Raw genomic sequence first — 25319 nt, 5'->3', positions numbered from 1 at the left:
CTTTATAAATCATCGACTTAACGGCGATTTGAAAATCAAAAAACTTGAACAATTGCACTAAATAGATTTACGGATCAGATTTTGGTAGATAAATAATGCAGCCACAAAGAAAATGCCTGCCGTACTCCAAAAGACCGCACCATATCCGAAACCACGTGCAATCATACCGCTGATAACCGGCCCCAGAACATTCCCCATCATCGCCACACTGGATACAGCGCCAAAGACAATACCCCTACGCTCTACGGGCACGGCCTGAGAAATGAGGGTATTCGCAATAGGCGTAATAAAGCCCATAAAGAAACCCGCAATAGCCCGAAAGGTCCCCAAGGCCCAAACGCTCGGCACGATATACTGCAATACGAAAAATCCTCCTACCGCACAAGTCGCCATCAGCAAAATTCTCGGCATGGAAAGACGTTTTGAGAAATGACCGATGGACAGGGATGCAAGAGCGCTGAAAATACCGGCACCGAAAATGATAACCCCCACAATAGTCGCTACATACTCATCATTAACATTCATATAATGTTTGATGTAAAGCGGTAGAATCGGCCCTATGCCGGTAATGCCGAAATTACAGAGAAACTGCATACCCACCAGCAACCGAACGGCCGGTATCGATAAAAATGATTTAATCAACGACAACTGTGATTCCTTCTCATCCACCTTATGTGTAAACTGCAAATTAGGCATTAGGAAATACACCCCCAACAGGCAAAATCCCGACAAGGCGGAAAAGAGGAAAAATGGAGCCCGATACCCCAACAAGTCCGCCGCCAATCCGCCCATGAGGGGGCCGAAAACAAGGCCCATTACCATGGATGCCTGATAAAGCCCCATGGCCCACGGCACCTTCTCCTCCGGCGTAACCAATATAATGATGGCAAGACCTATAGGCACATAACCGCCTACGAGCCCCTGCAACGTGCGAAGAGCCAATAGCTGCAGCGGTGTTTGTGTAAATCCGCATACACCTACAGAGACCGTCAGTGTCAAGAGAATAAAAAGCATCACCTTGCGCGGTCCTATTTCATTAGCCTTTCGAGACCAGAACGGCGCACTCAAAGCCACCATACAAGGCGTTACACCGGATACAATTCCCGCCCACATAGCGGCTTCACCCTGATCATGGAGACCCAAATCAACCAGGAATAACGGTATAAAGGATAGAATACCTATAATGGTTATTCCAGCGCCGACTTGGATGGCGCAAATCAAATATATCAATCGTTTCCAATCAGAACCCATATGCGTCCTTCTTTCCAATTCGATAAATCATAACCTAAACTTATAGTATCGTTACCTAAACTAATTGTATCGTAAAGCACATAAAAAGACCATCAGTTCCGCTGATACGACATTTAAAGTTTTACCTTTAAAATGACATCCAGCAGTATCTGATGGTCTTTGAATATTCTTTTGCAATGCTCAGCCTTATTGTTTCCAGACTCTACACTCACGGAACACAATTATTTTTGTTTGAACATCCAGTAAATATAGTAAATAACTAAGGCATAAGTTAACACATCGAACACAGGCATGAACGGTACCATTTTAGACAGGCGCCCGAAGCCGTGTACATGAATATTCGCCGCTATGATGGCGACGAGGTTAAGACGGTGAATCCAGATCGCTTTTTTGCGGGATATGGACTTTGCCATATTTCCGATCCATGGGGTCAAGTATAAAATACCGAACACCAATGCGATAAGCATAGATGCAGTAGAAACATAACCGCCCCAGAAGCCCAACGGAGATTTAACGGCTTTAAGGAAATACACATACCAGTGAATACATACGAGTACCACGGTCACAATCCCTAAAATTCGATGAATTTGGAACATCTCCGCCGGATTATACCGCTTAATGAACCATTTAGGTTTCGTCGCGATATAGGTCATCACAAGCCATGTCACATACGGTACAAGACCTAGATGAACCTTCCAGTTACCAAACGATCTCCCGCCGGAGACATAACCGTATTCCACCATCCCCATAAAAATCAAGGACAAAATAATAACCCACCACAAAATATGATACTTGCTCTTAAATTTTTTCTTAGCTACTTCTGCCATAATAAACCTCGTTTCTTCATCTCACTACAGACTATTATACGACTGATACTTGTGTTACAAACACTTTATCTCTGGATCTACCTCTAATTTCCAGTTTTATCGCTAATTAAAATTTAAAGTTGAGATCTGCACGGTAGTAATCATTTACTTTATTACCCTCATGCGTCTTTCCATGAAAACCGTAGAAAGCATTAATGCCGACATTCTTTTCCGGTGCATAAGATGCGCCTAATTGCCATGCTTTATAGCCCTCGAATCGCTTATTTTTCTGCAGATCATTGGACTCGTATTTTTGCGTTTTAAATACCGGCGCATTTTTAGCCTGATCAAAGTAATCTAAACGAACGATCCATGAGTTTTTCTTGTCAATCTTATAGTCTCCCCATTTAACACCTACGTTCCATACATCGGAATCACTAAGGCCGGATGCTTTCACCCATTCTCCATCGACGCCGAATTTCCCGAGGCTATATTTTGCATTAAAGCCGTAAACATTATCAAAATCGTTATTACGCTTACCGTTAGCCATGCGCACATTAGCATTTCCCACATGTGCAAGCATACCGCCTACATCGAGGTGTTTACCGACCTGAACCTTGGCATTTACCAAACCCACATCGCCATTATCATCCTTGCTCACCTTCGCAAAACGTCCGGCTGTCATATAACCATAAGCGCCGTTCAACGTAACATTGCCGAGTTTTGCTGTAGCCCCGACACCGTCAAAATTAGAGGAGTAAATCAGACCGTTACCGAATTTCTGTGTATAACGGCTCGCATCGACGATAACATTTTTACCAAATTTATGTTCCACATAGGCTAGATCCCAATTAGCTTGTGCCGTCTTGGAGGAATCGCCAAATTCAATAGAGCCTGTCGTGATACGAGCTTTAACCGAAGTATTTTTGTTGACCTTTGCATCAAGTCCCAATCGAACACGGGTGGTAAACTTGTCTTCATAATCGTACCCGTCGCCGCCTTCTTTGCCGATGTAATTGATACGCGCATCTCCTGTCACCTTCACATTACCGACGCGGTCTTCGAGTTTTGCCACACGAACGCCCAATGTATTCAATTCATTGGAAAATTCATCCGCCAGACGATTCAATAACGCCTGCTGCTCCGCATTAGCGCGATCCTGATTGGCCATTCCCTTCGCAATCATCTGCGCCATTTCGTAGCGGGTAATATTATTTTGCCCTTTGAAAGTACCGTCCGGATATCCGTTAATGATACCCGCTGTCATTAACTGATCAACAGCTTGATAGGCCCAACTGTGAGAAGGCACATCGGAAAAAGGATTAACAGCAAAAGCCGTCGTCACGCCAATCATGGCTACCGCTGCAAAGGCACCGGTAATTTTACGTTTCTTCATAATAAACCTCATAAATAAGAACTAGCATAACACAACATGAAAATTCGATGAATATTGATTTATATAATCATTATCATCTTTAACATCAAAATAATAACAATTTTCATTATAAGAGTAAAGAAAACTCATATGCCAATCTTACAATCAATCATGCCTTATAGGGATAACTCATGAATAAAAAAAGATCTTTACAATGGCAAAAGCGGAGCTTTCATCATCATAAAGATCTTTAATAAAAATTGATGTGCCCTATTCATAGATAGGAACATACAAATTAAACATCATCCTATTATTTATTTGTAATCCCGTTTCCGATAAACGATAAACGGACGGGTCAAGTAGTTGAGCGGAACACTCAAGCAGTGTACCAGACGGCTGAACGGGAAGATAATCGCCACAACCATCCACGCCAACATATGGAACTTGAACATAAACGGCACACCTTCCATCAGGGACGGATCCGGCATAAAGGATAGTAAGCTGCGGAACCAAGGGCCGATGGATACGCGATAATCAAAGAAGCCGGATGCATTGAGCAATGTACCCGCCATGCCGCTGAAGATAGCTAAAGTCAAGAACAGATATAACCATTTATCAAGACGAGATGTGTTGACCTTCATTGCGGGAACCGTAAAACGGCGCTTCATCAAGAGTAAGAACCCGACGATGAAGATAAGACCGGCTACAGCCCCCAAATATAACGCCCCTTCATGGTACATATGGTCATTAATACCGATAGCGGCAGTCCATGCTTTAGGTACCAATACCCCCACTATATGCCCACCGATAACGCAGAGCAAACCAAAGTGAAACAACGGATTTGCGATGCGCAGCTGTTTTTTCTCTAAGAATTCACTAGATTTTGTAGTCCAGTTTCTTTCAAAATAAAAGAAACGGACAAGCGTGCCTACGATTAAGAAGGTAAACGCAATATATGGCAAAGCGCCCCATAAAAATTGATTCATCGTGCACTGTCCTCCAATCCGTTCGCAACCGACAATATGATATCAAATAAGAAAGCATAGGTCAGTTTTGCTTCAATCAATCGCTCCCGAATATACTCTAATTTCGGCTTGCAGTAATCATATACTTCACGCGCTTTATCCGGTTCGATAACGGCGCAAAGTTCTAAAATAGCCGGGATGTAATCGGGCATTTCCTTTGGCAAATCAAAACCGTTTTCGAGGAAAAAAGCTTTGTATTTAACAAGTTCTTCCGCCTGTTCCCCTGTACCTTGCACCTCGTAGGACGACAGATACATCGTCGTATTCCGGCTGAAGTCAAAGGTCCGCACATATTGATCTTCAAAAGCCTTGCGGTCCGATTCCTCAATATAATCGAAGAACTCCAACAACCCCTGGCGAAGTTGAGGATGCTCAACGGATCGGGCATCCTCCCTCCATTCGCCTAGTTCGTTATACCAGGTTTCATCGGGATAGCGAAGCAAAAAAGAAGCAATTAAAGCTATTTTTTGTGCATCATCCATTATGACAACCCCCTGTCAGGCATGCAAAACCACGGTGTTGCTGCATTTCTAAGCGACCTTCTCGGGATACCTTGACATCGGACGGAATGACAAAGCGGTCATTGTATTTGGACAATGCCAACAATTTATACATAGCATACATCTGCTCTTCCGTAAGATCCACCTCATGAGCAATAGGTTCCGCTTCGATTTCACGACGGCGCATGTATTCGCGCATATCGAGAATGCGTTGTAATACACGGGCCAAAATTTCCGTATTGCCCGCGGTAAACATATTCGCCAGATATTGTACAGGCACGCGCATTTCATGTGCATCCGGCAAGTATACATCGGATGTAACACGTTGCAAAATCGGGCTGAGCGGTGGCACATACCAAACCATCGGCAATGTACGATACTCAGGATGCAATGGCAATGCTACGCCCCATTCTTTTACCAGCTTGTACACAGGGGACTTCTGAGCTGCCTTCAGGAATGCTTCGGAAATACCTTCTGCGCGAGCAGCTTTAATAATCTCAGGATCATGAGGGTCCAAGATCAAATCCACCGTATTTTGATAGATATCCTGTTCATCCCTTGTAGATGCCATTTCTTCCACCTTATCCATATCATACAGCACAACGCCCACATAACGCATACGTCCAACGCATGTTTCCGCACAGATCTGAGGCAGACCGTTTTCCAGACGTGGATAACAGAATACACATTTTTCAGCTTTGTTTGTTTCCCAGTTATAAAAGATTTTTTTGTATGGACAGGATGGAACACAATGTCTCCAACCGCGACATACGTCTTGCGATACGAGAACGACACCATCTTCATCGCGCTTGTAAATAGCGCCGGACGGACATGCAGCCACACAGGAAGGATTCAGGCAGTGATTACAAAGACGCGGCAAGTAGCGCATGAACACTTCCTCGTAATCAAATACGATATCTTCGCCCATTTTCGTGAGATTTACGTCTTCACGAGCATGATGGCCACCGGCCAAATCATCATCCCAGTTCGGACCCCAGGTAACTTCCATTTTCTGTTTTGTAACAAGGGAACGGGGGCGCGCCACCGGTTGATTATTTTTACGACCAGAGTGAATCAATGTTTCATAGTCATATGTCCACGGCTCAAAATAATCCTTCAATTCAGGTTGTTCAGGATGATAGAACAACTTCATCAGACGAGACCCTTTAGAGCCTGTAGAAAGTGCCAGCTTACCGCTCTTGTCGATAATCCAGCCGCCTTTCCATTTCTCCTGATTTTCCCAATTACGCGGATACCCTACGCCAGGGCGGGTTTCCACGTTATTAAAGTACATATATTCCGCGCCTTCGCGGTTCGTCCACGTATTTTTACAAGTGATGGAGCATGTGTGACAGCCTAGACACTTGTCCAAATTTAGGACCATGGATACTTGAGCTTTAATCTTCAAGCCAATCCACCTCCTTCAATTTACGAGCCACAATTGTCATATCACGTTGGTTACCGGTCGGACCATAGTAGTTAAAGCCATAGCTCAATTGACCATAACCGCCGATCATGTGTGTCGGTTTCATGTGAATATGTGTTGGTGCATTGTGCGTACCACCACGACGATCTTTCTTGACTTGTGTACCGGGAACGTTGATATGACGGTCTTGGGAATGATGCATATAAGAAATACCGCGAGGAATACGAGGTGATACGACTGCTCGAGCCGCTACTACACCGTTTTTGTTGAAAGCTTCCACCCAGTCATTATCTTTTACACCGATTTCAGCCGCATCATCTTCGTTGAGCCAAATGGTTTGACCGCCACGGAACAATGTCAACATCTGTTGACTATCAAAATACATACTATGCGTAGACCACTTGTGATGCGGTGTTAAGTATTTCAACGTGATCTCCGGTATACCTTCAATGGAATAATCCTTTTGAACAGGTTTATAGGATAGTACAGGTTTATACAATGCCATGGCTTCACCGTAATCGCGCATCATTTCATGATCGCAATAGAAGGATTGTCGACCGGTTACGGTACGGAATGGCACCTTGTCCTCCGTAGACGTTGTAAATGGAGAATAACGACGATTTTTATCGTTCTTACCGGTACTTGTTACAGAACTGATGATAAAGCGTGGTTGGCGAACCATATCATCAAAGGTAATTTTTTCCTGTTCACGACCCTTTGCATTCTTTTCCAGACCGGAAAGACCTGTTTTTTCTTCCATCGCCTTCCAGGAGCGAACAGCGAGTTTACCGTTTGTACAGGATGACAATGTCAACACTGCATTACAAGCTTCTTTACATTCATAGATACTTGGACGACCATGAGAAACGAATTCAGGATTGTCGATTGTACCATTTTGATCGTACAACGTCTTGTATTCATCGGAAACGTCCCACGCCATACCGTGAGCCCCCATCTTGTTTTCAATATTAGGCCCCAATGCGATGAATTTTTCAAAGATTTGACCGTAATCGCGTTTTACATGAACGAGGTTCGGCATTGTTTTGCCGGGAATCGGCTCACATTCTCCTTTACTCCAGTCGAGCACCTTACCTTCCGGTTGTGCCACTTCACCGGGGCTGTCATGACCAAGAGGCACCGCTACGATATCTTCGTATTCCGTAAAACCAGACTCTTTCGCCACGCGAGATACGGTTTCAGCAAGAGCACGGAATGTATCCCAGTCGGATTTAGTTTCCCATGCGCAATCAACAGCAGCCTGGAATACGTGTACGTATGGATGCATGTCCGTAGAGGATAAGTCTTCCTTTTCATACCATGTGGCCGCCGGGAATACGATATCCGAATACAGACCTGTAGATGCCATGCGGAAGTCGATATCGATTAAAAGATCGAGTTTACCCGCCCCATCGGCTTCACGCCATTTAATTTCTTCCGGACGTGTAGGAGAATCATCGTCTTCCAATACCGCATTTTTAGTGCCCAGTAAATGTTTCAAGAAATACTCGTGGCCTTTAGAGGAGGAACCGATAAGGTTCGCACGCCAAACAAATAAATTGCGTGGATGGTTCTCTTTAGCCGCCGGATCTTCTACGCAGAATTGTAATTCTTTATTTTTCAATGATTGAGCCACATATTGGTTGATTTCAGATTCTGTACCGGCACCGGCCGCACGAGCATCGTTAATCAATTGTTGACTGCCTTTGTTGAAAGTAGGATACGACGGCAACCAGCCTAAACGAGCGGCCAACACATTATAGTCACCGGGGTGACGGTAGCGAGGCTTAGCTAATTTAGATACACGATCCGCTAAATCAATGCAGTCGGAACGATATTGTTCCGTAGCAAAGTAGAACCAGGATGTGCCATTTTGCAAACGGGGTGCCTTGCTCCAGTCATTAGCAGTCATAATACCGCCCCACCCTTCAACAGGACGCAATTTTTCCTGTCCTACGTAGTGAGCCCAGCCGCCGCCGTTAACACCTTCTGTGCCGCAGAACATGATAAGATTCAAGATTGTGCGGTAAATAATGTCAGCATGATACCAGTGATTGATACCGCCTCCCATGATAATCATGGAACGGCCTTTCGTTTTTTCCGCATTATCGGCAAATTCACGAGCCGTAGCAATAGCGATATCAGCTTTTACGCCTGTGATTTTTTCCTGCCACGCCGGTGTGTAAGGAGTGTCATCAGTATAACTTGTCGCTACTTCACCGCCGATACCGCGGTCGATACCGTAGTTAGCAAGGATGAGATCGTATACGGTAGTTACTTTTACCGGACCATCTACAGTTTGTACCGTAATGGTAGGAATAGCACGTTCAATAATACCTTCATGTGCTTCGTCACCAAAGTATGGCAATTTAACGATGGTAACGTCCTCGCGTTGGTCAAACACGGATAATTGAGGGTCGATTTTTGCCCCCGTATCACGGTTTTCAAGACGCAAGTTCCATTTTTCAGGATGGGTATGACGATCACCCATTGTACCGTTCGGAACAACGATTTCTTTAGTCGTTTCATCGATCAGTACCATCTGGAAGTCTGCGCCTTCCTCTTGACGACCTAAGTCCTTCGCATTCAAGAAGCGGCCCGGTTGTACGTTGCCGTTGATTTCTTCAACGCGCACGAGGAACGGCATGTCTGTGAACTCTTTTGCATACTCCTTAAAGTATGGCGTCTCTTTATCGATGTAATATTCTTTTAAGATAACATGCCCCATTGCCATAGCAAGAGCCGCATCAGTGCCGGCTTTCACATTGAGCCATGCATCGGAGGACGTCGTAGATTCCGCATAGTCAGGGGATACGGACACAACCTTCGTACCTTTATAGCGAACCTCTGTCAAGAAGTGAGCATCAGGCGTACGAGTCAATGGAACATTGGATCCCCAAGTCATAATATAACCCGCATTATACCAGTCACCGGATTCAGGCGTATCAGTCTGTTCACCCCAAACTTGTGGACTGGAAGGCGGCAAATCGGCATACCAGTCATAGAATGATAATGGAGTACCACCCATTAAGTTAAGAAAACGGGCACCTGCCGCATAGGACAACATGGACATCGCCGGAATTACGGAAAAGCCCGCATTGCGGTCAGGACCGTATGTTTTTGCTGTATATAATAGGGATGCGGCGGTAATCTCTGTCGCTTCCTCCCATGTGGAACGCACAAAGCCGCCCATACCACGGGCAGACTTATATTTTCTGGCCTTTTCTGGATCCTCTACGATGGATTTCCAAGCTTCGATCGGATTCTTGGCATTCTTTTTCGCTTCTCTCCAAAGCTCAACCAATTCACCGCGCACATACGGATATTTTACGCGCAACGGGCTGTAGAGATACCAGGAGAATGTCGCACCGCGAGGGCATCCACGCGGTTCATAATCAGGCATATCATCCGGCGTTTCAGGATAATCGACAGCCTGATTCTCCCACGCCACCACACCATTCTTAACGTAAATATTCCAGCTGCAGGAACCGGTACAATTCACACCATGCGTCGTACGGACTACTTTATCGTAGGACCAACGGTCTCGATAAAAATTTTCCCACTCACGACCACCATCCTCTGTAATCTGATGACCGCTTGAAGACACGTCCTTCTTGCGAAGAAACTTAAACTTTTGAGACAACAGGCTCATCTCATGTCCTCCTTCAAAACTACAAAAAATCCCTTGTGCCAGGCATGCCGACACAAGGGAGAAAAGCCAATTATTCGATGTTACTGATGTTCGGGTCGATAGCATCGACATCCAAATCAAGCAATCCGATTAATGCATCAAAGTCACAGATAACCAGATGGTGTTTGTCGTAGGCTACATAGCCTAGTCTTCGTAACTCACTGAGCATGCGATTTAAACTTTCTCTTGATGTGGCAGCAAATTCGGCCAGCTCTTGATTAGTCAAGGCAATATCTATAAAGATACCGTCCTCACGCTTAATGCCATAACTATTGGCTAAACGTAACAGGGTAGAATAAAAAGCACCCTTCTTGCCGTATAAAAGCAAATCGCGGTACTTCGCCTGCTGGCGGCGCATATGTAATGTATAGATCTTCATCATCGCAATCGCTAACGAATGGTCCTTTGCAATAGCCGACTCCAACACATCATAACGTATGCAATACACAGAACTTGGTTCTCGTGCAATCGCATTAAACACGTATGTTTTTGTATTCTCCTCATAGAGAGGAATCTCGCCAATTACATTATCAGGACCTACAAGACGCAGAGCAAATATATGCCCGCTGGCCTCAAACTTTTTTATACTGAATCTACCTTTTAAAACAATATAAAAGTATTCAGCCCTATCTCCCTCATGGAAGAGAAAGTCACCTTTTTTTAGATGTACTTCATCCCCCGGCAAAGCAAGCAATTTGTCAATTAGATTACGATCCATACTATCACCGCCTACGTACTTTCAACATAAATCATTAGAAAAACTAATTCATCCTTCGTAAAAGTACATAATCCGTATACATTCAAGTACACTTAAAATTATTATAACTTATTAATTTAAATATATGTATGTTTTATATCACATTCATAGTATATTCTACACTATATAATATGTGTGTGATTTAAAGCACATGTTATTAAAGATGATACAATAATTATAACGTAATTCTATTCTGAAAGAGAGTACTTTATTGAATTGGCATTCATCAAACTGTGTAGTTGTTATAGCAAGGAGAAGTTCATTATGAGCGAACTAAAAATGCCTCAAGTAGGCGCTAGCCGCAGTGAAATCGTGGCAAACTGGCAACCGGAGAACCCTGAGTTCTGGGAGAAATTTGGTAAGAAAATCGCGAAACAAAACCTGGTTATCTCCACTATCGCCCTAACCTTATCATTTTGCGTATGGTATCTATGGTCTACCATCGCCGCACAGCTGAACAGCGCGGGATTTAACTTTACAACGGATCAGTTGTTCACATTAGCGGCCTTTCCTGGTCTCGTAGGTGCTACCTTACGATTTGTGTACACCTATATGCCGGCGTTGGTGGGCGGTAAAAACTGGACATTCTTCTCCACACTTATCTTATTGGTTCCTGTTGTATGGCTCGGCTTTGCCGTTCAGGATACGACGACATCCTATACCACATTCATGATTTTAACCGCTCTTATCGGTTTAGCGGGCGCCAACTTCTCGTCCTCCATGGCGTACATCGGCAACTTCTTTCCTAAATCAGAAAAGGGTACCGCCCTCGGTATCAATGGCGGTATCGGTAACCTCGGTATTTCCGTAATCTACTTCTTGGCTCCATTCGCTATGGGCTCCGCTGCATTGGGTAATATTTTCGGAGTGACACCGGCTATCATTAAAGGCAATGCGGTATACCTTGCCAATGCGGCTTTCATGTGGATTGTACCGCTCGTAATTATCCTTGCACTCATGACACGTTTCATGGATAACTTGCCGCTAGATAAACCGAACCCTAAAAATCTCGTACAGATTTTCGGTAATAAACATACTTGGGCTTTGACTTTACTTTACACATGTTCCTTCGGTGCTTTCTCCGGTTATGCCGCAGCGCTTGGACTCTTAGTAGGTAAAGAGTTCCCTGAAATTCCATTCGCATCGATTGCATTCGTAGGCCCGCTCGTAGCAGGTGCACTTCGTCCTGTCGGCGGCTGGCTCGCTGATAAGATCAACAGCGGTACAAAAGTTACATTCATCAGCCTCATCGGCCTATGCACTACGACGGCATTAATCGCAGTCGGTGTAGATATCCACAATTTTCCATTTTTCTTTGCAATGTCCGTATTGACCTTCGTATGTTGCGGTTTTGCAACCGGCGCAACCTTCCGTATGATTCCGCATGTATTCGGCAATCCATTGCTATCCTCACTTATTACAGGATTTGTAGCGGCCGTAGCTGCATACGGTGCCTTCGTTACACCTAAGATTTTCGGTTTCGTATATTCCACATTCGGCAATATCCATCCGGCCTTTGCCGTATTGCTCGCCTTCAACATCGTGACCGTAGCTGTCTGCTACTGGTTCTATGTACGCAAGTCGGCAAATATGAATGTATAATTTTTTAAACAAAAAATTTATACACACTAATACCGTACTGTAAAATATAATTCACATCGATAAATTAAATGATAAAAGGACCCCGCAACACTCCTCCAAGCTTATTAGGTCTACGGCCAAAGGCTTTGACCTCGCAAGTCGGATCGTTGCGAGGTTCTCTTTTATAAAAATATATCCTTCAGCGAGATGAAGGAAGATAATGAAAAAGGACTGCGTTGCAGTCCTTTTTCATTATCCAAAGATTTCTTCGACAATACATCGTCAATAATAGGGAATACTTTATCTACCGTATATTATTGGAATATTTCTTCAAATAGCGCGTCGTCAATAATAGTTCCAACGTAGAAATCGCTGAAGATGCCATATCGTGCACTCGCTTCTTCAAAGCGCATATCGTACACGATTTTTTTGAATTTCACATCGTCATTGCTGAAGATGGTGATGCCCCATTCCCAGTCATCAAGACCACAGCCGCCGGTGGTGAATTCGGACAATACATCTAAATATGTTTTCCCGAGTTCGCCATGAGCTTTCATCAAAGCACCGCGATCACGAGGCGGCAACATGAACCAGTTATCGGCACCTTCGCGTTTTTTGCTCATATTGTAAAAGCAGATATATTTATCACGCGGCACATGAGGATATAGTTTCTGATTAACCTCTTCCGTATCGAGTTTATCCTTAACGTAAGTGCTCACTTCAGTCACGGAGGTGTACGAATACGTCTGTACCAATACGCTCGCAATGGCAAGACGACGGAATGCGCGTTCCACCTGTGCCAAATACTCCAGAGACGGTCCCAACACCCATAAAATCAGATCACCTTTAGCACCGTTTACATCATAGAACGCATAACTGCCTTCCTTCGCCTGATGTTTTTCTTCAAGGCCCGATAAAAATGCTTTTAACTCGTTGCGAGCCGCCGCTTTTTCATCTGCCGTGAAGCAGTTCCACGCACTGAAATCCATGGTGAATACCATATGTTGACTATGCCAACCTTCTACCGTAGGGATTGCTTTACCCATTATAATCACTCCTATCGAATACATAATTCAAACTAAATATAAATATCAGACTATTTCTTCACTGATACGCTGTACGAGTTCCTTCGCCTGTTTCACGCCATCCGGGATACCGATACCGTCAAATGGTGTGCCGATGAGATATAAATTCGGATAATTCCGAGCCACATGTGCTCGAACGGCTGTAATACCAGCACGGTGCCCCACATTATATTGAGGCATGCAATGAATAAGACGATTGATTTTTACCCATTCAGGTGTAGCTGAAAAACTCATAATGCGTCGGATTTCCGTAACGGCCAATTCTGAAAGCTCATTATCGCTTAATCGTTCCACCATATCATTGCCGGGCTTTCCGATAAAGACGCGCAGCACGATTTTATCATCCGGCGTCGTCTGCGGCCACTTCTGATTCAAAATAGTACATGCCGTAAGCGGTGTATCTGTTTTTCGGGTAATTAGGAGTCCCGAACCTTTCAATTCACCGTCAAATGTGGCTTTATCAAAAGCCATGATGGCAATGGCACAGCTGGACTGCTCCATGGAGCGCAGATAGTCAAATCCGGAATCATCCCCGAACCATTGTTTGTAAGCAGCGGGCGGTGTACAAATAATCAACGCATCCGCAGCAACATTTCGACTCCGATTAACGCCCTGCGCTCCATCCCCCAGAATTTCAGAAGGGGATAAGAATGAGGATGAACCTATATCCGTATGTAAACACTCACAGCCACTTCGTTCCATTACATGTAGCTCATATCTGTCGCTATTCCGTTGAATATCATCAACAAACGTATTATTATGTAATTTCACATTGCCGGGCATAGCCTCAACAATGGCGGTAATAACGCTTTCAAGACCGCCCGTCAACTGACGGAACATACCCGATTGAACGGCGGTGCCTTTACGGGCCTCTATCGCCGACTGATGCGCCGACGTCTTAGCGGACTGATACTTCGCGTATTGACTGTCCGTCATGGCACTCTTGCCGGCGCGAGGCACATCGCCTTCCGCAACGGCCCCCTTAACAGCCTTCGTAACGCCCGCCTTGGAGTGACTCATCTTTGCAGCCATCATTCCTTTGACCATGTTTCCGTATTTTTGTTCCACCTGAATAAAGTGAGGGAACGTAGACAGAAGGCTTATCTTGTAGATATCTCCACCGTAAATGCCCGCCAATAAAGGCTCGATAAGCTTATCCATCATCTCCTGTCCCAAGTGATACTTGAAGAAATGACCGATAGACACATCGCCATTTACATCAAGCGGATAAGGCTTTTTGAAATAATCCAATCCGGCCCTCAATTTCCCGGGCCACGAAATAAGACCGGCTTTCACAAAGGGCATAATTTCCGTAGGAATCCCCATGATAGATCCGCCCGGAATAGGATGAATGCGGCCCTCATCATAGACATAAGCCTGCCCCGTTTCATTGGACACCAAGGTATCCCCCAATCCCAAATCATACACGAGGTCCGTCATTTCCGTCTTGCGCCCCAAATAGGAATCGGGTCCCAGTTCGACTACAAAATCATCTACGTGCTCAGTTTGAATTTTGCCGCCAAATCGCGACGCCTGTTCATACAGTTCTATATTCCATTCCGGCTTAGCATGACCTAAATAGTAAGCCGCTGTCAACCCCGTAAGTCCACCGCCGATGATTATTACTTTCACAAACGAATCCTTTCTGTTATAGCATCAGCCATAGCTCGTATAAAGCGCACATCATCATCGGGCATCGGAACGCGTCCATATCGGGCGCCGCCGGCCTCGACAAAGCCTCTGCACTCTATATCATTATCATACAACACTTCCACATGATTGCTCACAAAGCCGAACGGTACGAACACGATATGTCTAAAACCGTTCTGTACGGCCTCTTCAATGGCATCCTGCACCGTCGGTCCCAGCCATTGTCCGTGTGAACCCGCACTCTGCCACGCCAGAGACTGGTGAGGAAGTCCCAGCCGCTGGGCAATCCGTTCTGCACCAGCACGAAGGCTGTCCGCATAACCATCGGCACTCACAGCATCCACCACCGGTACGCTATGAGCACTGAAAACAACTGTCGTCTCAGCTTTATCAAATTTATGGGATTGTAAATATCCCTGAATAGCTGTCATCCAATAATCAATGAATGCCGGCTGGTCCCACCAGTGCCGAATAAATTCACTCGTTACGTGAGGATATTCCGATACCGCCGCATCGACCCGTTGCTCATAAGCACCCGTTCCGAGAGCCGAATAAAACGGCGCCGTCACAATAGCTACGATATGACTGACACCGCATTTTACCAAATCCGCAACAGCATCACCGATAGAGGGCTGCATGTGAAGATAACCGATTGCTGTCGGTACTGACGGCAACAAATCCTGTAATACATGACATTGCCGTTTCGCCATCGTCGACAGCGACTGATCTGTCCACTGCCCTATAACCTCATAACGATTTACCAAATTCTGTACTTCACAGTCTGTCGGAGTGCACCCCCGTCGAATGTTCGTCATATACGGAATCAAATCCCTCCTATCAGACGGGCTGCCATACGACAAAAATAACACTCCCACTTGTTTTGCATCTTTCACAATATCCGTCATCCCTCTTGCGCCCACAATTCCCGGCTGCGTTCATGCACATAGTCCGTTAGCCAATGCAGTTTTTTCGGGTCCGCTTCAGGGAATACACCATGTCCTAAATTAAAGATATGGCGACCGTATCGGATACCGTCCAGCAAAATACGATCCACTTCACGAGCCAATGTCTTTTCATCGGCATATAGATACGCAGGATCCAGATTTCCCTGAATCGTTTGTGTTACGCCCCGCTCATAAGCCATATTGATACAGCTGCGCCAGTCAAAAGCGATGACATCCAGCGGCAAATGAGACCAGATCGATACGAGATGATCCGTTCCGACGCCGTTCATGGCAATCGGTAAGCTGGGATACTTTGCTTTCACAGCCTTGATAATACGTTCCACATGCGGATAAATACCCTGTTTATACTGCTCCGCATTGACGGCACCGACCCAGGAGTCGAAAATCTGCAATGCATCGGCGCCCGCATCGGCCTGCATAGACAGATACACAATAGACATATCTGCCAGCTTTGTCATGAGCGCATCCCACACCTGAGGGGCACCGATGAGCATGCCCCGCGTTTTATTATAATTCTTCGTCGGTCCGCCCTCTATGAGATATGACGCAATTGTGAACGGAGCCCCGCAGAAGCCGATGAGCGGCACATCAAGCATGCCCGTTGTGAGCAACCTGATGGTTTTCGCAATATAGTCCACCTTCGCCGGATCGAACGGAGCGAGGCGTTCCACATCCGCCATCGATTGAATCGGCGTAGAGAATACGGGCCCCACCCCGGGCTTGATATCCACATGAATATTCATGCCCACCATGGGACTCATGATGTCTTTATAAAGGATTGCCGCATCAACGCCGTATTCACGCACGGGTAGTTCCGTAACACGAGCGCATAACTCCGGCTCCTTTGTGATTTCAAACAATGTATATTTCTCTTTTATCTTGCGATATTCCGCTTGACTACGGCCTGCCTGCCGCATATACCACACAGGTGTTACCCCCGGATTTTTACCCTGAATCATATCCAAGTATGTTGTATTCAAGTATTCATCCCCCTTCTGTTTCGCTGTATTGTCTATATACTAGCACAGGCATCCATCCAAAACTATTACTTCGGTTACACTCCGATATAACTTTCAATTTTGTGAAAGTTCCCTTACAAATTAATTTATAATTACTGCTCAATATATTACACTAAATCAGATACTTACGCTTTGCGCAGTTGGTGATAATCGATACCCGTAACGGATTGCGCCATATCATACACGCTGCGTTGACACGTAAAGAGCCAAATCTGTTGATCCGCACCGATATCGGCCAGTAATTCCAAAGCCTTTTTCTGACGTGATTCATCAAAGCGAACCAGAATATCATCAAGAATAATCGGCAACGCCTCCACCTGATAGGAAAAACCCTTTGCCAACGCAAGTCGCAACGCCAGATACACCTGATCTCCGAGGCCGCTGGACCAGAATTTCAGTTCCAATCGTTCACCCTTCGTATTAACCAGTGCTATGCCGTCGTTGATTCCCATCATATCAATCGTATATTTACCGCCCGTCAGACGCTCCACATAGGACGATGCCAATTCCAGCATATGAGGCTGTTTTTCCTGCTCATACGACTGCTGTGCCCGTTCCATGCAATGACTGATGAGAACCTGCGTAGCCCAGTCTTCCAGGGCATCCTCCAACTGACTCTGTAGCTCCTGGCGTTCCTGTAACGCCTGATGTTGCTCCTGATCGGAGCCGAGCGCCCGCATGGATTCTACAATTTGTCCTCTCTTTTCATAGAGATTGGCCAATTTTTCCTCGATGGACGTCATTTCCCGTTCCGAGTGAGCCAATTCATCAAGCCAGTTTTCCTTATTACCTTCATGCAGACGACGGTAAAATAAATCTTTATTTTCCGCATCAGGCGCCAACAAATCGAGCTGTACCTGACTTTGTTTATAAATAGTCTGCCACTGTTTATACTGATCCTCATCGATGAGATGCTGACGGTATTCATTGGAACTGTCCACGCCCGCCTTATGCAGCAACTCTTTCTGACGCAACAGCAGTTCCTTTTCCTTGCGATGCCAGTTATCATATTCGTTACGGAAACTCTTGCGCTGCTCTTCCTTTTGCTCCCAACGGATTTTATTTTGCTGAAAGTTCTTATACTGATTATATATGCGCTTCAACTCCGTCGGAGACACGGGGGCCTCTACGCCGAGGTTATACCACAAAGTCATGGCCTGGTCTTCAATAAGGCGCAATCCTTCCTTGTGTTCCTCCAGCCGTTTTTCATAGCCTTCAATGGTTCGCAGCTGCTCCTGATATTGATCGTACTCCTGCTTGAGTCCGAAGAAATCATCTTCACTTAAACTTTTAGCGGCCCCCTGCGGTAACCAGTTTTGCCATGCATTATAAGCTTCGTCATATATGGATTGTAACGTGAGGCCTTCCTGAGACCATCTATCCAATGACGCAGCAGCCGAAGAACTGGCTCCGGCCTGCTCTCTGGAGCTTGCCACCTGGTCCAGCGCATCCAGCTGATGCTCTACATCGGATTTACGGGATGATAACAGCTCCAGCTGATAATTCAGCTTAGATGTATCCGTACTTCCGTTATGACGCATCGTCGATGCATACCAGAACAGCCCCATCGATAAAAGAATCAGCACAAAGCCGCCCACGGTATATAAGACGGATTCCAACGCCACCAGGCCGACCAGGACAAGCAAAACGCCCACGACGGCTCCGATGCCGCCGATGCGTTGCAACCACTTCGGCAATTGTGTCTGCTGTAATTCGCCATCATATTCTTCAAGCTTTTCATCTACGAGATCCATATCCGCCAGAATACGTTGTAATTCAGCTTCCAAGGCTTCTCTCTTTACAGCATTTTCATCACCGTCATCTGATGTCGATTGATGTTCCAGATGCGCTGATGCGTCACCGACTTCAGACGGCTTGCGGTCCTGCCAGTGTAACAGCTGGTCTTTAGCCGTACGCAATCGGCTTGTCAATCGTTCGCCTTCAACCCAGTTGACCGTATCCGGCATAGGCTCATCATCGCGCCATGTGGAATATAGGGTACGGGAAAATTCAAGCTGCTCCTTGACCTTCCGGATGTATGTATCCCCTTCTTCACATTCGCTGCGCAATTGTTCCCATTTAGCCCCTTGATGGATAAGATTTTCAATATCTTGCCCGTAAATACCGAAAGGGCTGTCCGGGCTGAAGTTCTCCGGCATCAAGGACGCTTCCTTTTCCTGCCATAACTTCATATTTTCCCGAGCCCGTCTGATATCTTCATCAATGCTCAGGAACTCATCCCGGCTGAGCGCCAAATCGCTGTTATATTGCTGCATATGCATACGCGCTTCTTCGCTGCGTCTATATGTATCCCACGCCCGCAATACCACATCAATACCGTCCCGATAATCCTTCCACTCCTGCAACTGACTCTGCAGTTCCGCCTCGGTCTGTTCCGTGCTGTGAAACTCCCGTTCCAAGGCTACATATTGGGCTTCATGCTGAGACAACCGACTTAATTTCTGACGGTTTTCTTTCAGTTCATCCATCAGAACATTGATGCGACGCTTGCCGTTTGAGGACGCAACCAGCAAATCGGTGGCGCCTTTTTCCACATTCTTTACGGCAGAGCCTAAGTTCTCGCCCCCCTCGGCACCGAAGAATCGGGAACGCACCTCTACCTCGCGCAATACATCGAGGCCTTGCAGATCATCAAGGGTCAGTGCGAATATGCGGTTGTATGTATTCTTATCGATGCCATGCCACCAATATTGGGACGGCTCCTCATGAATGGCCGGATTTCCCGGGCTGTAAAAGCTCAATTCTTTGCCCTTACGGCCGATATAATAGCTTTCACCGTCCCGTTCTATATCAACAGAACCATTCATGGGCCCGTACGTTTTATGCGTACCACCGAAAAGCAGTGTGCGCATGCCCTCCAAAAGAGATGTTTTACCACTTTCATTCGGACCGTATAAAAGCTGAACCCCATTGGAGCCTGCCGTAAGCGACCAGTCCCGATACGGGCCAAATTCATCAAATCGTATGCGTTTAATGTTCATCGTTAGCCCCCATCAACACCGTAACACCTTCCAATTCACAGCGTTTTAAAGCCCGCTGCAACAATTCATCAGTCAGGAGTTCCGCATAAGGTCCCAACCGTTTAAATTCAGGACGTTCTGCCATGATACGCTGCGCCTCGCCGACACCGCCGGCAGATACCATATCGTCATAGGCGCGCAAGTAATCACCGACCACATCGGATAACATACGGCGCTGCGCTAAATTAACGGCCGGCCGCGTACTCGGAATCATGCGGTACGGCATGACGAAAATGGATTTTCCGTGCTCTTCCCCTTGCGACTCCTCAAGCCACAACTTGCGTATCGACTCCTGAGCGCAAAGACGATGTAGCGGACCCGTACCGGTCAACACAATAGATAATAAAATCGGTTTCTTATACTGTTTCCGTAAATTATCTTTCTTACGGCGCAGGATTTCCATGAAATCAGCTTCATTCTGCATGCCTGCGATATCGATTCTGATCTCTTCAAAACGAATGGCGCAGGTATCGATGAAACGCAAATCACAATGACCGTTATGCGATACGGACACCAGATAACAGCCCTTCGGCCCCACCTCTTTACGATGCAGCCCCTGCGGATTGCCCGCATACACGACCATCGGCTCTTCATTGAGCACCTGTGCTTTATGGATATGACCGAGCGCCCAGTAATCCATGGCAGCCTCCGCCAGATCACCTAAGCTGCACGGACCGGTTACATTATGATTCTCCGCTCCTTTACTGGATCCCACCGTACCATGCATAACGGCGAGAGAAAATTCATCCCGTTCAAACGCACGATACTGAGCAGCAAAATTATCGCCTTCATTACCATGCCCGCAGCTGATACCGTAAACACCGCCGATTTCTATATTATTGACGAGCAGCGGAAAGCGTTGTACCTGCGTATCGGAAAACACATGCACATTATTCGGCATTTGCAGTTGTGCCTGCCAACTTTCAGCAGGATCATGATTTCCCTGCACCATGTACACGGGAATGCGATGCTCCGCCAATCTGTAAAGGGCACGCACAAATCGCACCTGCGCCTCCAGATTATGATCTTCGCTATTATAAATATCGCCGGCAATAACGACGGCGTGAACCTGTTCATCAATCGCTGTATCCACAATATTGTTAAAGGCGGTATACGTCGCTTCACTCACCATGCGATCAACGGTACGACTCATACCTGTCGCATATTGAAAGGGTGCGCCTAAATGCAGATCACCACAGTGTATAAATCGAAACGGCTGCATCTATATCCACTCCTTTGTATCAGTATTATTAGTTAGAAATTACATATTTACAATATTTTATTATACTATAAAACGATGGATATTAGTTAGAAATAACTATCAATTCCCCTATATCCACGAATATATCCTCGTATATTTGTTAACTCCACCTTTAATAAAGTTGACAAATACATCTGTGAAAGTTTACAATCAAATTGTCAATATTTTATGATTAAAAACAGGTTAACAATATATCAGGAGGCTAGTATGGCATTGCCTATAGATCAACAACCATCCCAAGTGGGAGCATACGAAAAAATTCTTACCATTGCAAACCGCATCATAAACGGCGGTGAAATCACAAAGGCGGAAGCCATCGAGCTGATTCACACCTCAGACGATGATACGATGATTCTGCTCGCCATGGCCGATAAGATACGCCAACATTTCAATGACAATTCCGTTGATGTATGCGCCATTGTTAATGCACGCTCCGGTAAATGTCCTGAAAACTGTAAATTCTGTGCTCAATCGGCACACCACAACACAGGTGTTCAGGAATATCCGTTTATGGATGAAAAAAGCCTTCTCGATGCGGCACGCAAGGCTAAAGAGGCCGGCGCTATCCGCTTCTCCATCGTAACGAGCGGACGCAACACAAATAATCCTAACGAATTTGAACAGATCATACATATTCTGGATCGTATCAAAAATGAGGTAGGCCTTGAAATCTGCTGTTCACTCGGTCTATTGAGCTACGAACAAGCTGTCAAATTAAAAGAAGTCGGTGTTACACGATACCACTCCAATATCGAAACAGCACCAAGCCACTTCCCTGATATCTGCAGCACTCACTCATATCAAGATAAAATGAGCACAATCGACAACGCTCAAAAAGCGGGCATCCGCGTCTGCTCCGGCGGCATCCTCGGTCTCAACGAGACTCTGGAACAACGCGTAGAAATGGCATATGAACTTAAGCGTTTAAGCATTGATTCCGTGCCATTAAATATTTTAAATCCTGTTAAAGGCACTCCATTTGAAAGCAACGAGGCGTTGCCTCCGCTTGAAATCCTGCGTACCTTTGCAATATTCAGATTTATCTTGCCGAAGGCTTTGATTCGTACCGCCGGCGGTCGCGAAGTCAATCTGCGTGACTTACAGGCCTATGCATTGAAGGGCGGTCTGAACGGTATCATGGTAGGCGGTTATCTGACAACCGGCGGCCGTTCACCAAAAGACGACCTTCAAATGATTCAGGATTTGGGCTTAGGCAGGACATCCGTTCAATCCTGATGAGACTTGCAGAACAAAACTGTCCTATAAGCCACTGATGATTAAACGGTATACAACCAGGTTTATAAATTATTTACATATATAAAAAGGACCATCTAGTTTGCTGTGCTAGATGGTCCTTTTATTCATAATATACATTTAATTCCATAATAGATTATAAATGGCTTGACCGTTTGTGTTGCCTTCAATAGGCTCAGGGTCCTCATTATAATTTACGTTCTGATAAGGAGTGCCGTCAGACATATAAGCATCTACCGTAATCGTCTCCATCGTATGATTATATCGGCTTATATACACCTTATACCGCAATTCATCACCACTCAGCTCATTGACGCGCAACCATAATAATGCATCATACTTACTCTTTTGCACACTGTCATTGTCAATGAACAGTTGATTGCCCGATGCATCAGGTCCCACATAGTACCATTCCGTCGCCAAAGCGGTTCCGTCTGTACTGAGTAGCCACAAAAGGGACAATATGGTAAATATTTTCCTCATATGACTGCTCCTCTCTTGCTACATAAACCGTATATTTTATAAAAGATTAAAGTTGATCAACCCTTTATAAAGTATACAACTTTCCCCTTTCTATATAATACCAAAAGAAGATACCATTTATCAACAATGATTAAAATTTATCCTCATTTTTTATTAAATATGAAAGAAATATGAAAAATTTTCAAAGGAATTTCTAAAATATCTTCATTTCCTGTTCATTTCACTTGAGTATTATAATGATGTCAAGTGATAGATGAAGGTAACAATTCCCTGGTTACTTTAGATGTATTTATCTCCCGACAAGTAATACTAACCCCAAACCTACTACTTGTTTAAATACATCGAGTCATTTGATATTAATACTAACACTCCCCTTACATGAAAAAGACTCCGTATGGAGTCTTTTTTCGTTGTATAAAAACTTCACAGAATACTAAAACATAAGCGAATATGAAGACTATTTACTTTGTAAACCACGATAAACGAGTTCAAAAATAATTTTCTGAGCTTCTAACCACTCATCGCTTTGAGACCACTTGTATTCTTTATTAACGGCATATAGTCCGTGTACTAAAAATAAAAAAATAGATACGCCCACATCAAATGAAACCCCAAGTGCTTCTGCCATAACGAGCCCTTGCCGATCTTTTTCACGCCGTATAATACGTTGTAATACATATTCTGAAATTTGTTCATCTAAAAATAAGGGTAAATACTTTTTATGTCGTATAATACGCTGACATAACGGCAGTCTATCAAAAATAGAATCGTATGCTTCTCTCAATGAAACAGAATCAGAAGCAGCTGATAAGGTTTTAGCTATAGTTTGTAAATTATTATTATCTACCATTCCTGAGTTTGAATAAGCGATTGCATCATCCACTAAATCATCAACAATTTCCATAATATTACTATAGTGTAAATAAAAAGTGGAACGAGTTATACCTGACGTTTTACACAACAATGTTACTGTTACAGACTCAAAAGAATGGTTCTCTAGACAGCCAAGCAACCCTTCTTTTAACAACATACGTGTCATTTCTTTTCGAGTTATCATAAAACCTCCAATATAGACACTTTTATACAATGTGTCTATTAATAAACAGAGTGTTAATTATTGTTGAGACTAGTATAACAAAACAAGGTACACTAATTCTAGAGATTACAAATAGTAATCTATTCAATTAAATCAATAGTAATTCAATTAAGGAGATAACCATGACTCAATATACTCACATTCGAAATGCAACGGGAAAATTAACAATAAAAAACACAACATTCCTTATTGATCCATTCTTAGCACCAAAAGATACTTATCCTGGCTTTGAAGGAACATTTAACTATCAACAGAGAATGCCTATGGTTGATTTGCCTGTATCAATAGACAATCTATTAAGCGATATAACTGCAGCAGTAGTTACACATACACATCTCGATCATTGGGATGATACGGCAATTAAATCTATTCCAAAATCACTTCCTATTTTTGTACAAAATACAGCGGACAAAGAACTTATTACGTCACAAGGCTTTAATGATGTACGCATCATTTTTGAAGGTCTAGAGTTTAATGGTATCACATTAAGAAAAACAGGTGGCTCTCATGGTACTGTAGAAATGTATGCAAACCCAATTCTCGCACCATTAGCAGGTGATGCGATGGGTGTTATTTTTGAAGCACAAGACGAGCCAACAGTTTACCTTGTAGGTGATACAGTTTGGACAAGTGATGTAGAGAAGGCACTTCTTCGTTTTGACCCTAACGTTATTATTATGAACACGGGATATGCTCAAATTTTAGGCTTTGAAGATAGTATTATTATGGGTACAAAAGATATTGGCCGCATGGTGGTACGCAAACCAGAGGCTAAAATCATCGCTGTTCACATGGATACAGTTAATCATACAGCAACAAGCCGTAAGGATGTACATAAATTTATCAAGGGTACTAACATTGAAAACCATGTAGCAGTCCCCGAGGATGGCGAAACTATTATATTATAATATCCGTAAAACAATTGATACTTTAATCGAAAACTAACACAACAATACTAAATATTATCTATCTACAAATAATAGAAAACACCCTCTATAGTCTAATAGTTACAATAACTACAAAAACGATAGAGGGTGTTTTTATACTCAACTACAA

The 25319-nt window shown here is 44.5% G+C and carries 19 protein-coding genes; 3 read left to right on the top strand and 16 right to left on the bottom strand.

The window, feature by feature from the left end; all coding sequences use genetic code 11:
* Window positions 1–57 precede the first annotated feature (57 nt).
* The 8 genes from VEHSUH05_RS00830 to VEHSUH05_RS00795 form a co-directional block, all read right to left on the bottom strand.
* Window positions 58–1251 carry an MFS transporter gene (locus VEHSUH05_RS00830; protein WP_105090447.1) on the bottom strand — a complete coding sequence of 398 codons (1194 nt, stop codon included), beginning with the start codon at window positions 1249–1251 and terminating at the stop codon, window positions 58–60.
* Window positions 1252–1472: 221 nt separating this feature from the next.
* Window positions 1473–2078, bottom strand: coding sequence for a ferric reductase-like transmembrane domain-containing protein (locus VEHSUH05_RS00825; protein WP_105090446.1), 606 nt, complete (start codon window positions 2076–2078; stop codon window positions 1473–1475).
* A gap of 106 nt (window positions 2079–2184) precedes the next feature.
* Complete coding sequence (locus tag VEHSUH05_RS00820; RefSeq protein ID WP_105090445.1) at window positions 2185–3453, bottom strand: putative porin; 1269 nt, start codon at window positions 3451–3453, stop codon at window positions 2185–2187.
* A 293-nt stretch (window positions 3454–3746) separates the two neighbouring features.
* The gene (narI, locus tag VEHSUH05_RS00815) at window positions 3747–4418 is read right to left on the bottom strand and encodes a respiratory nitrate reductase subunit gamma (protein WP_105090444.1); all 672 of its coding nucleotides are present in this window, start codon (window positions 4416–4418) and stop codon (window positions 3747–3749) included.
* On the bottom strand, window positions 4415–4939 hold the full coding sequence (gene narJ / locus VEHSUH05_RS00810; protein WP_038116284.1) for a nitrate reductase molybdenum cofactor assembly chaperone: 525 nt from the start codon (window positions 4937–4939) through the stop codon (window positions 4415–4417). Before narJ ends, narI begins: the two co-directional genes overlap by 4 nt.
* Window positions 4932–6365, bottom strand: coding sequence for a nitrate reductase subunit beta (gene narH / locus VEHSUH05_RS00805; protein WP_105090443.1), 1434 nt, complete (start codon window positions 6363–6365; stop codon window positions 4932–4934). The genes narJ and narH overlap by 8 nt, the downstream gene beginning before the upstream one ends.
* On the bottom strand, window positions 6355–10032 hold the full coding sequence (locus VEHSUH05_RS00800) for a nitrate reductase subunit alpha (RefSeq protein WP_105090442.1): 3678 nt from the start codon (window positions 10030–10032) through the stop codon (window positions 6355–6357). The genes narH and VEHSUH05_RS00800 overlap by 11 nt, the downstream gene beginning before the upstream one ends.
* A 70-nt stretch (window positions 10033–10102) precedes the next feature.
* Complete coding sequence (locus VEHSUH05_RS00795) at window positions 10103–10789, bottom strand: Crp/Fnr family transcriptional regulator (RefSeq protein ID WP_038116295.1); 687 nt, start codon at window positions 10787–10789, stop codon at window positions 10103–10105.
* A 303-nt stretch (window positions 10790–11092) separates the two neighbouring features.
* On the opposite strand from VEHSUH05_RS00795, the gene VEHSUH05_RS00790 reads away from it, so the two are divergent.
* A complete protein-coding gene (locus VEHSUH05_RS00790; RefSeq protein WP_054674047.1) occupies window positions 11093–12430 on the top strand; it encodes an MFS transporter in 1338 nt (445 codons plus the stop codon).
* Between the two features lie 293 nt (window positions 12431–12723).
* On the opposite strand, the gene hemQ is transcribed toward VEHSUH05_RS00790, so the two are convergent.
* The 6 genes from hemQ to VEHSUH05_RS00760 form a co-directional block, all read right to left on the bottom strand.
* Entirely contained in the window at window positions 12724–13455 is a 732-nt protein-coding gene (gene hemQ, locus VEHSUH05_RS00785) for a hydrogen peroxide-dependent heme synthase (protein ID WP_054674049.1), read from the bottom strand.
* A gap of 45 nt (window positions 13456–13500) precedes the next feature.
* Entirely contained in the window at window positions 13501–15126 is a 1626-nt protein-coding gene (gene hemG / locus VEHSUH05_RS00780) for a protoporphyrinogen oxidase (protein WP_105090441.1), read from the bottom strand.
* The gene (gene hemH / locus VEHSUH05_RS00775) at window positions 15123–16037 is read right to left on the bottom strand and encodes a ferrochelatase (RefSeq protein ID WP_245875902.1); all 915 of its coding nucleotides are present in this window, start codon (window positions 16035–16037) and stop codon (window positions 15123–15125) included. The genes hemG and hemH overlap by 4 nt, the downstream gene beginning before the upstream one ends.
* A gap of 8 nt (window positions 16038–16045) precedes the next feature.
* A complete protein-coding gene (gene hemE / locus VEHSUH05_RS00770) occupies window positions 16046–17089 on the bottom strand; it encodes a uroporphyrinogen decarboxylase (protein WP_105090439.1) in 1044 nt (347 codons plus the stop codon).
* 164 nt (window positions 17090–17253) lie between these two features.
* Complete coding sequence (locus VEHSUH05_RS00765; protein WP_105090438.1) at window positions 17254–20130, bottom strand: ATP-binding protein; 2877 nt, start codon at window positions 20128–20130, stop codon at window positions 17254–17256.
* Window positions 20120–21391, bottom strand: a complete 1272-nt coding sequence (locus VEHSUH05_RS00760) for a metallophosphoesterase family protein (RefSeq protein WP_054674051.1) — start codon at window positions 21389–21391, stop codon at window positions 20120–20122. Before VEHSUH05_RS00760 ends, VEHSUH05_RS00765 begins: the two co-directional genes overlap by 11 nt.
* A gap of 246 nt (window positions 21392–21637) precedes the next feature.
* Between VEHSUH05_RS00760 and bioB the strand changes: the two genes are divergently transcribed.
* The gene (bioB, locus tag VEHSUH05_RS00755; protein WP_105090437.1) at window positions 21638–22666 is read left to right on the top strand and encodes a biotin synthase BioB; all 1029 of its coding nucleotides are present in this window, start codon (window positions 21638–21640) and stop codon (window positions 22664–22666) included.
* Window positions 22667–22804: 138 nt separating this feature from the next.
* On the opposite strand, the gene VEHSUH05_RS00750 is transcribed toward bioB, so the two are convergent.
* Window positions 22805–23167, bottom strand: coding sequence for a hypothetical protein (locus VEHSUH05_RS00750; protein ID WP_038116316.1), 363 nt, complete (start codon window positions 23165–23167; stop codon window positions 22805–22807).
* Between the two features lie 457 nt (window positions 23168–23624).
* A complete protein-coding gene (locus tag VEHSUH05_RS00745) occupies window positions 23625–24224 on the bottom strand; it encodes a TetR/AcrR family transcriptional regulator (RefSeq protein WP_105090436.1) in 600 nt (199 codons plus the stop codon).
* 161 nt (window positions 24225–24385) lie between these two features.
* On the opposite strand from VEHSUH05_RS00745, the gene VEHSUH05_RS00740 reads away from it, so the two are divergent.
* Window positions 24386–25171: an MBL fold metallo-hydrolase gene (locus tag VEHSUH05_RS00740; protein ID WP_105090435.1), complete on the top strand. Its 786-nt coding sequence runs from the start codon at window positions 24386–24388 to the stop codon at window positions 25169–25171.
* The last annotated feature ends 148 nt before the right edge of the window (window positions 25172–25319 follow it).

Source organism: Veillonella denticariosi JCM 15641 (genome assembly GCF_002959855.1).
Taxonomy (GTDB): Bacteria; Bacillota; Negativicutes; order Veillonellales; family Veillonellaceae; genus Veillonella; species Veillonella denticariosi.
This window is presented reverse-complemented; position numbering and strand designations above follow the sequence as displayed.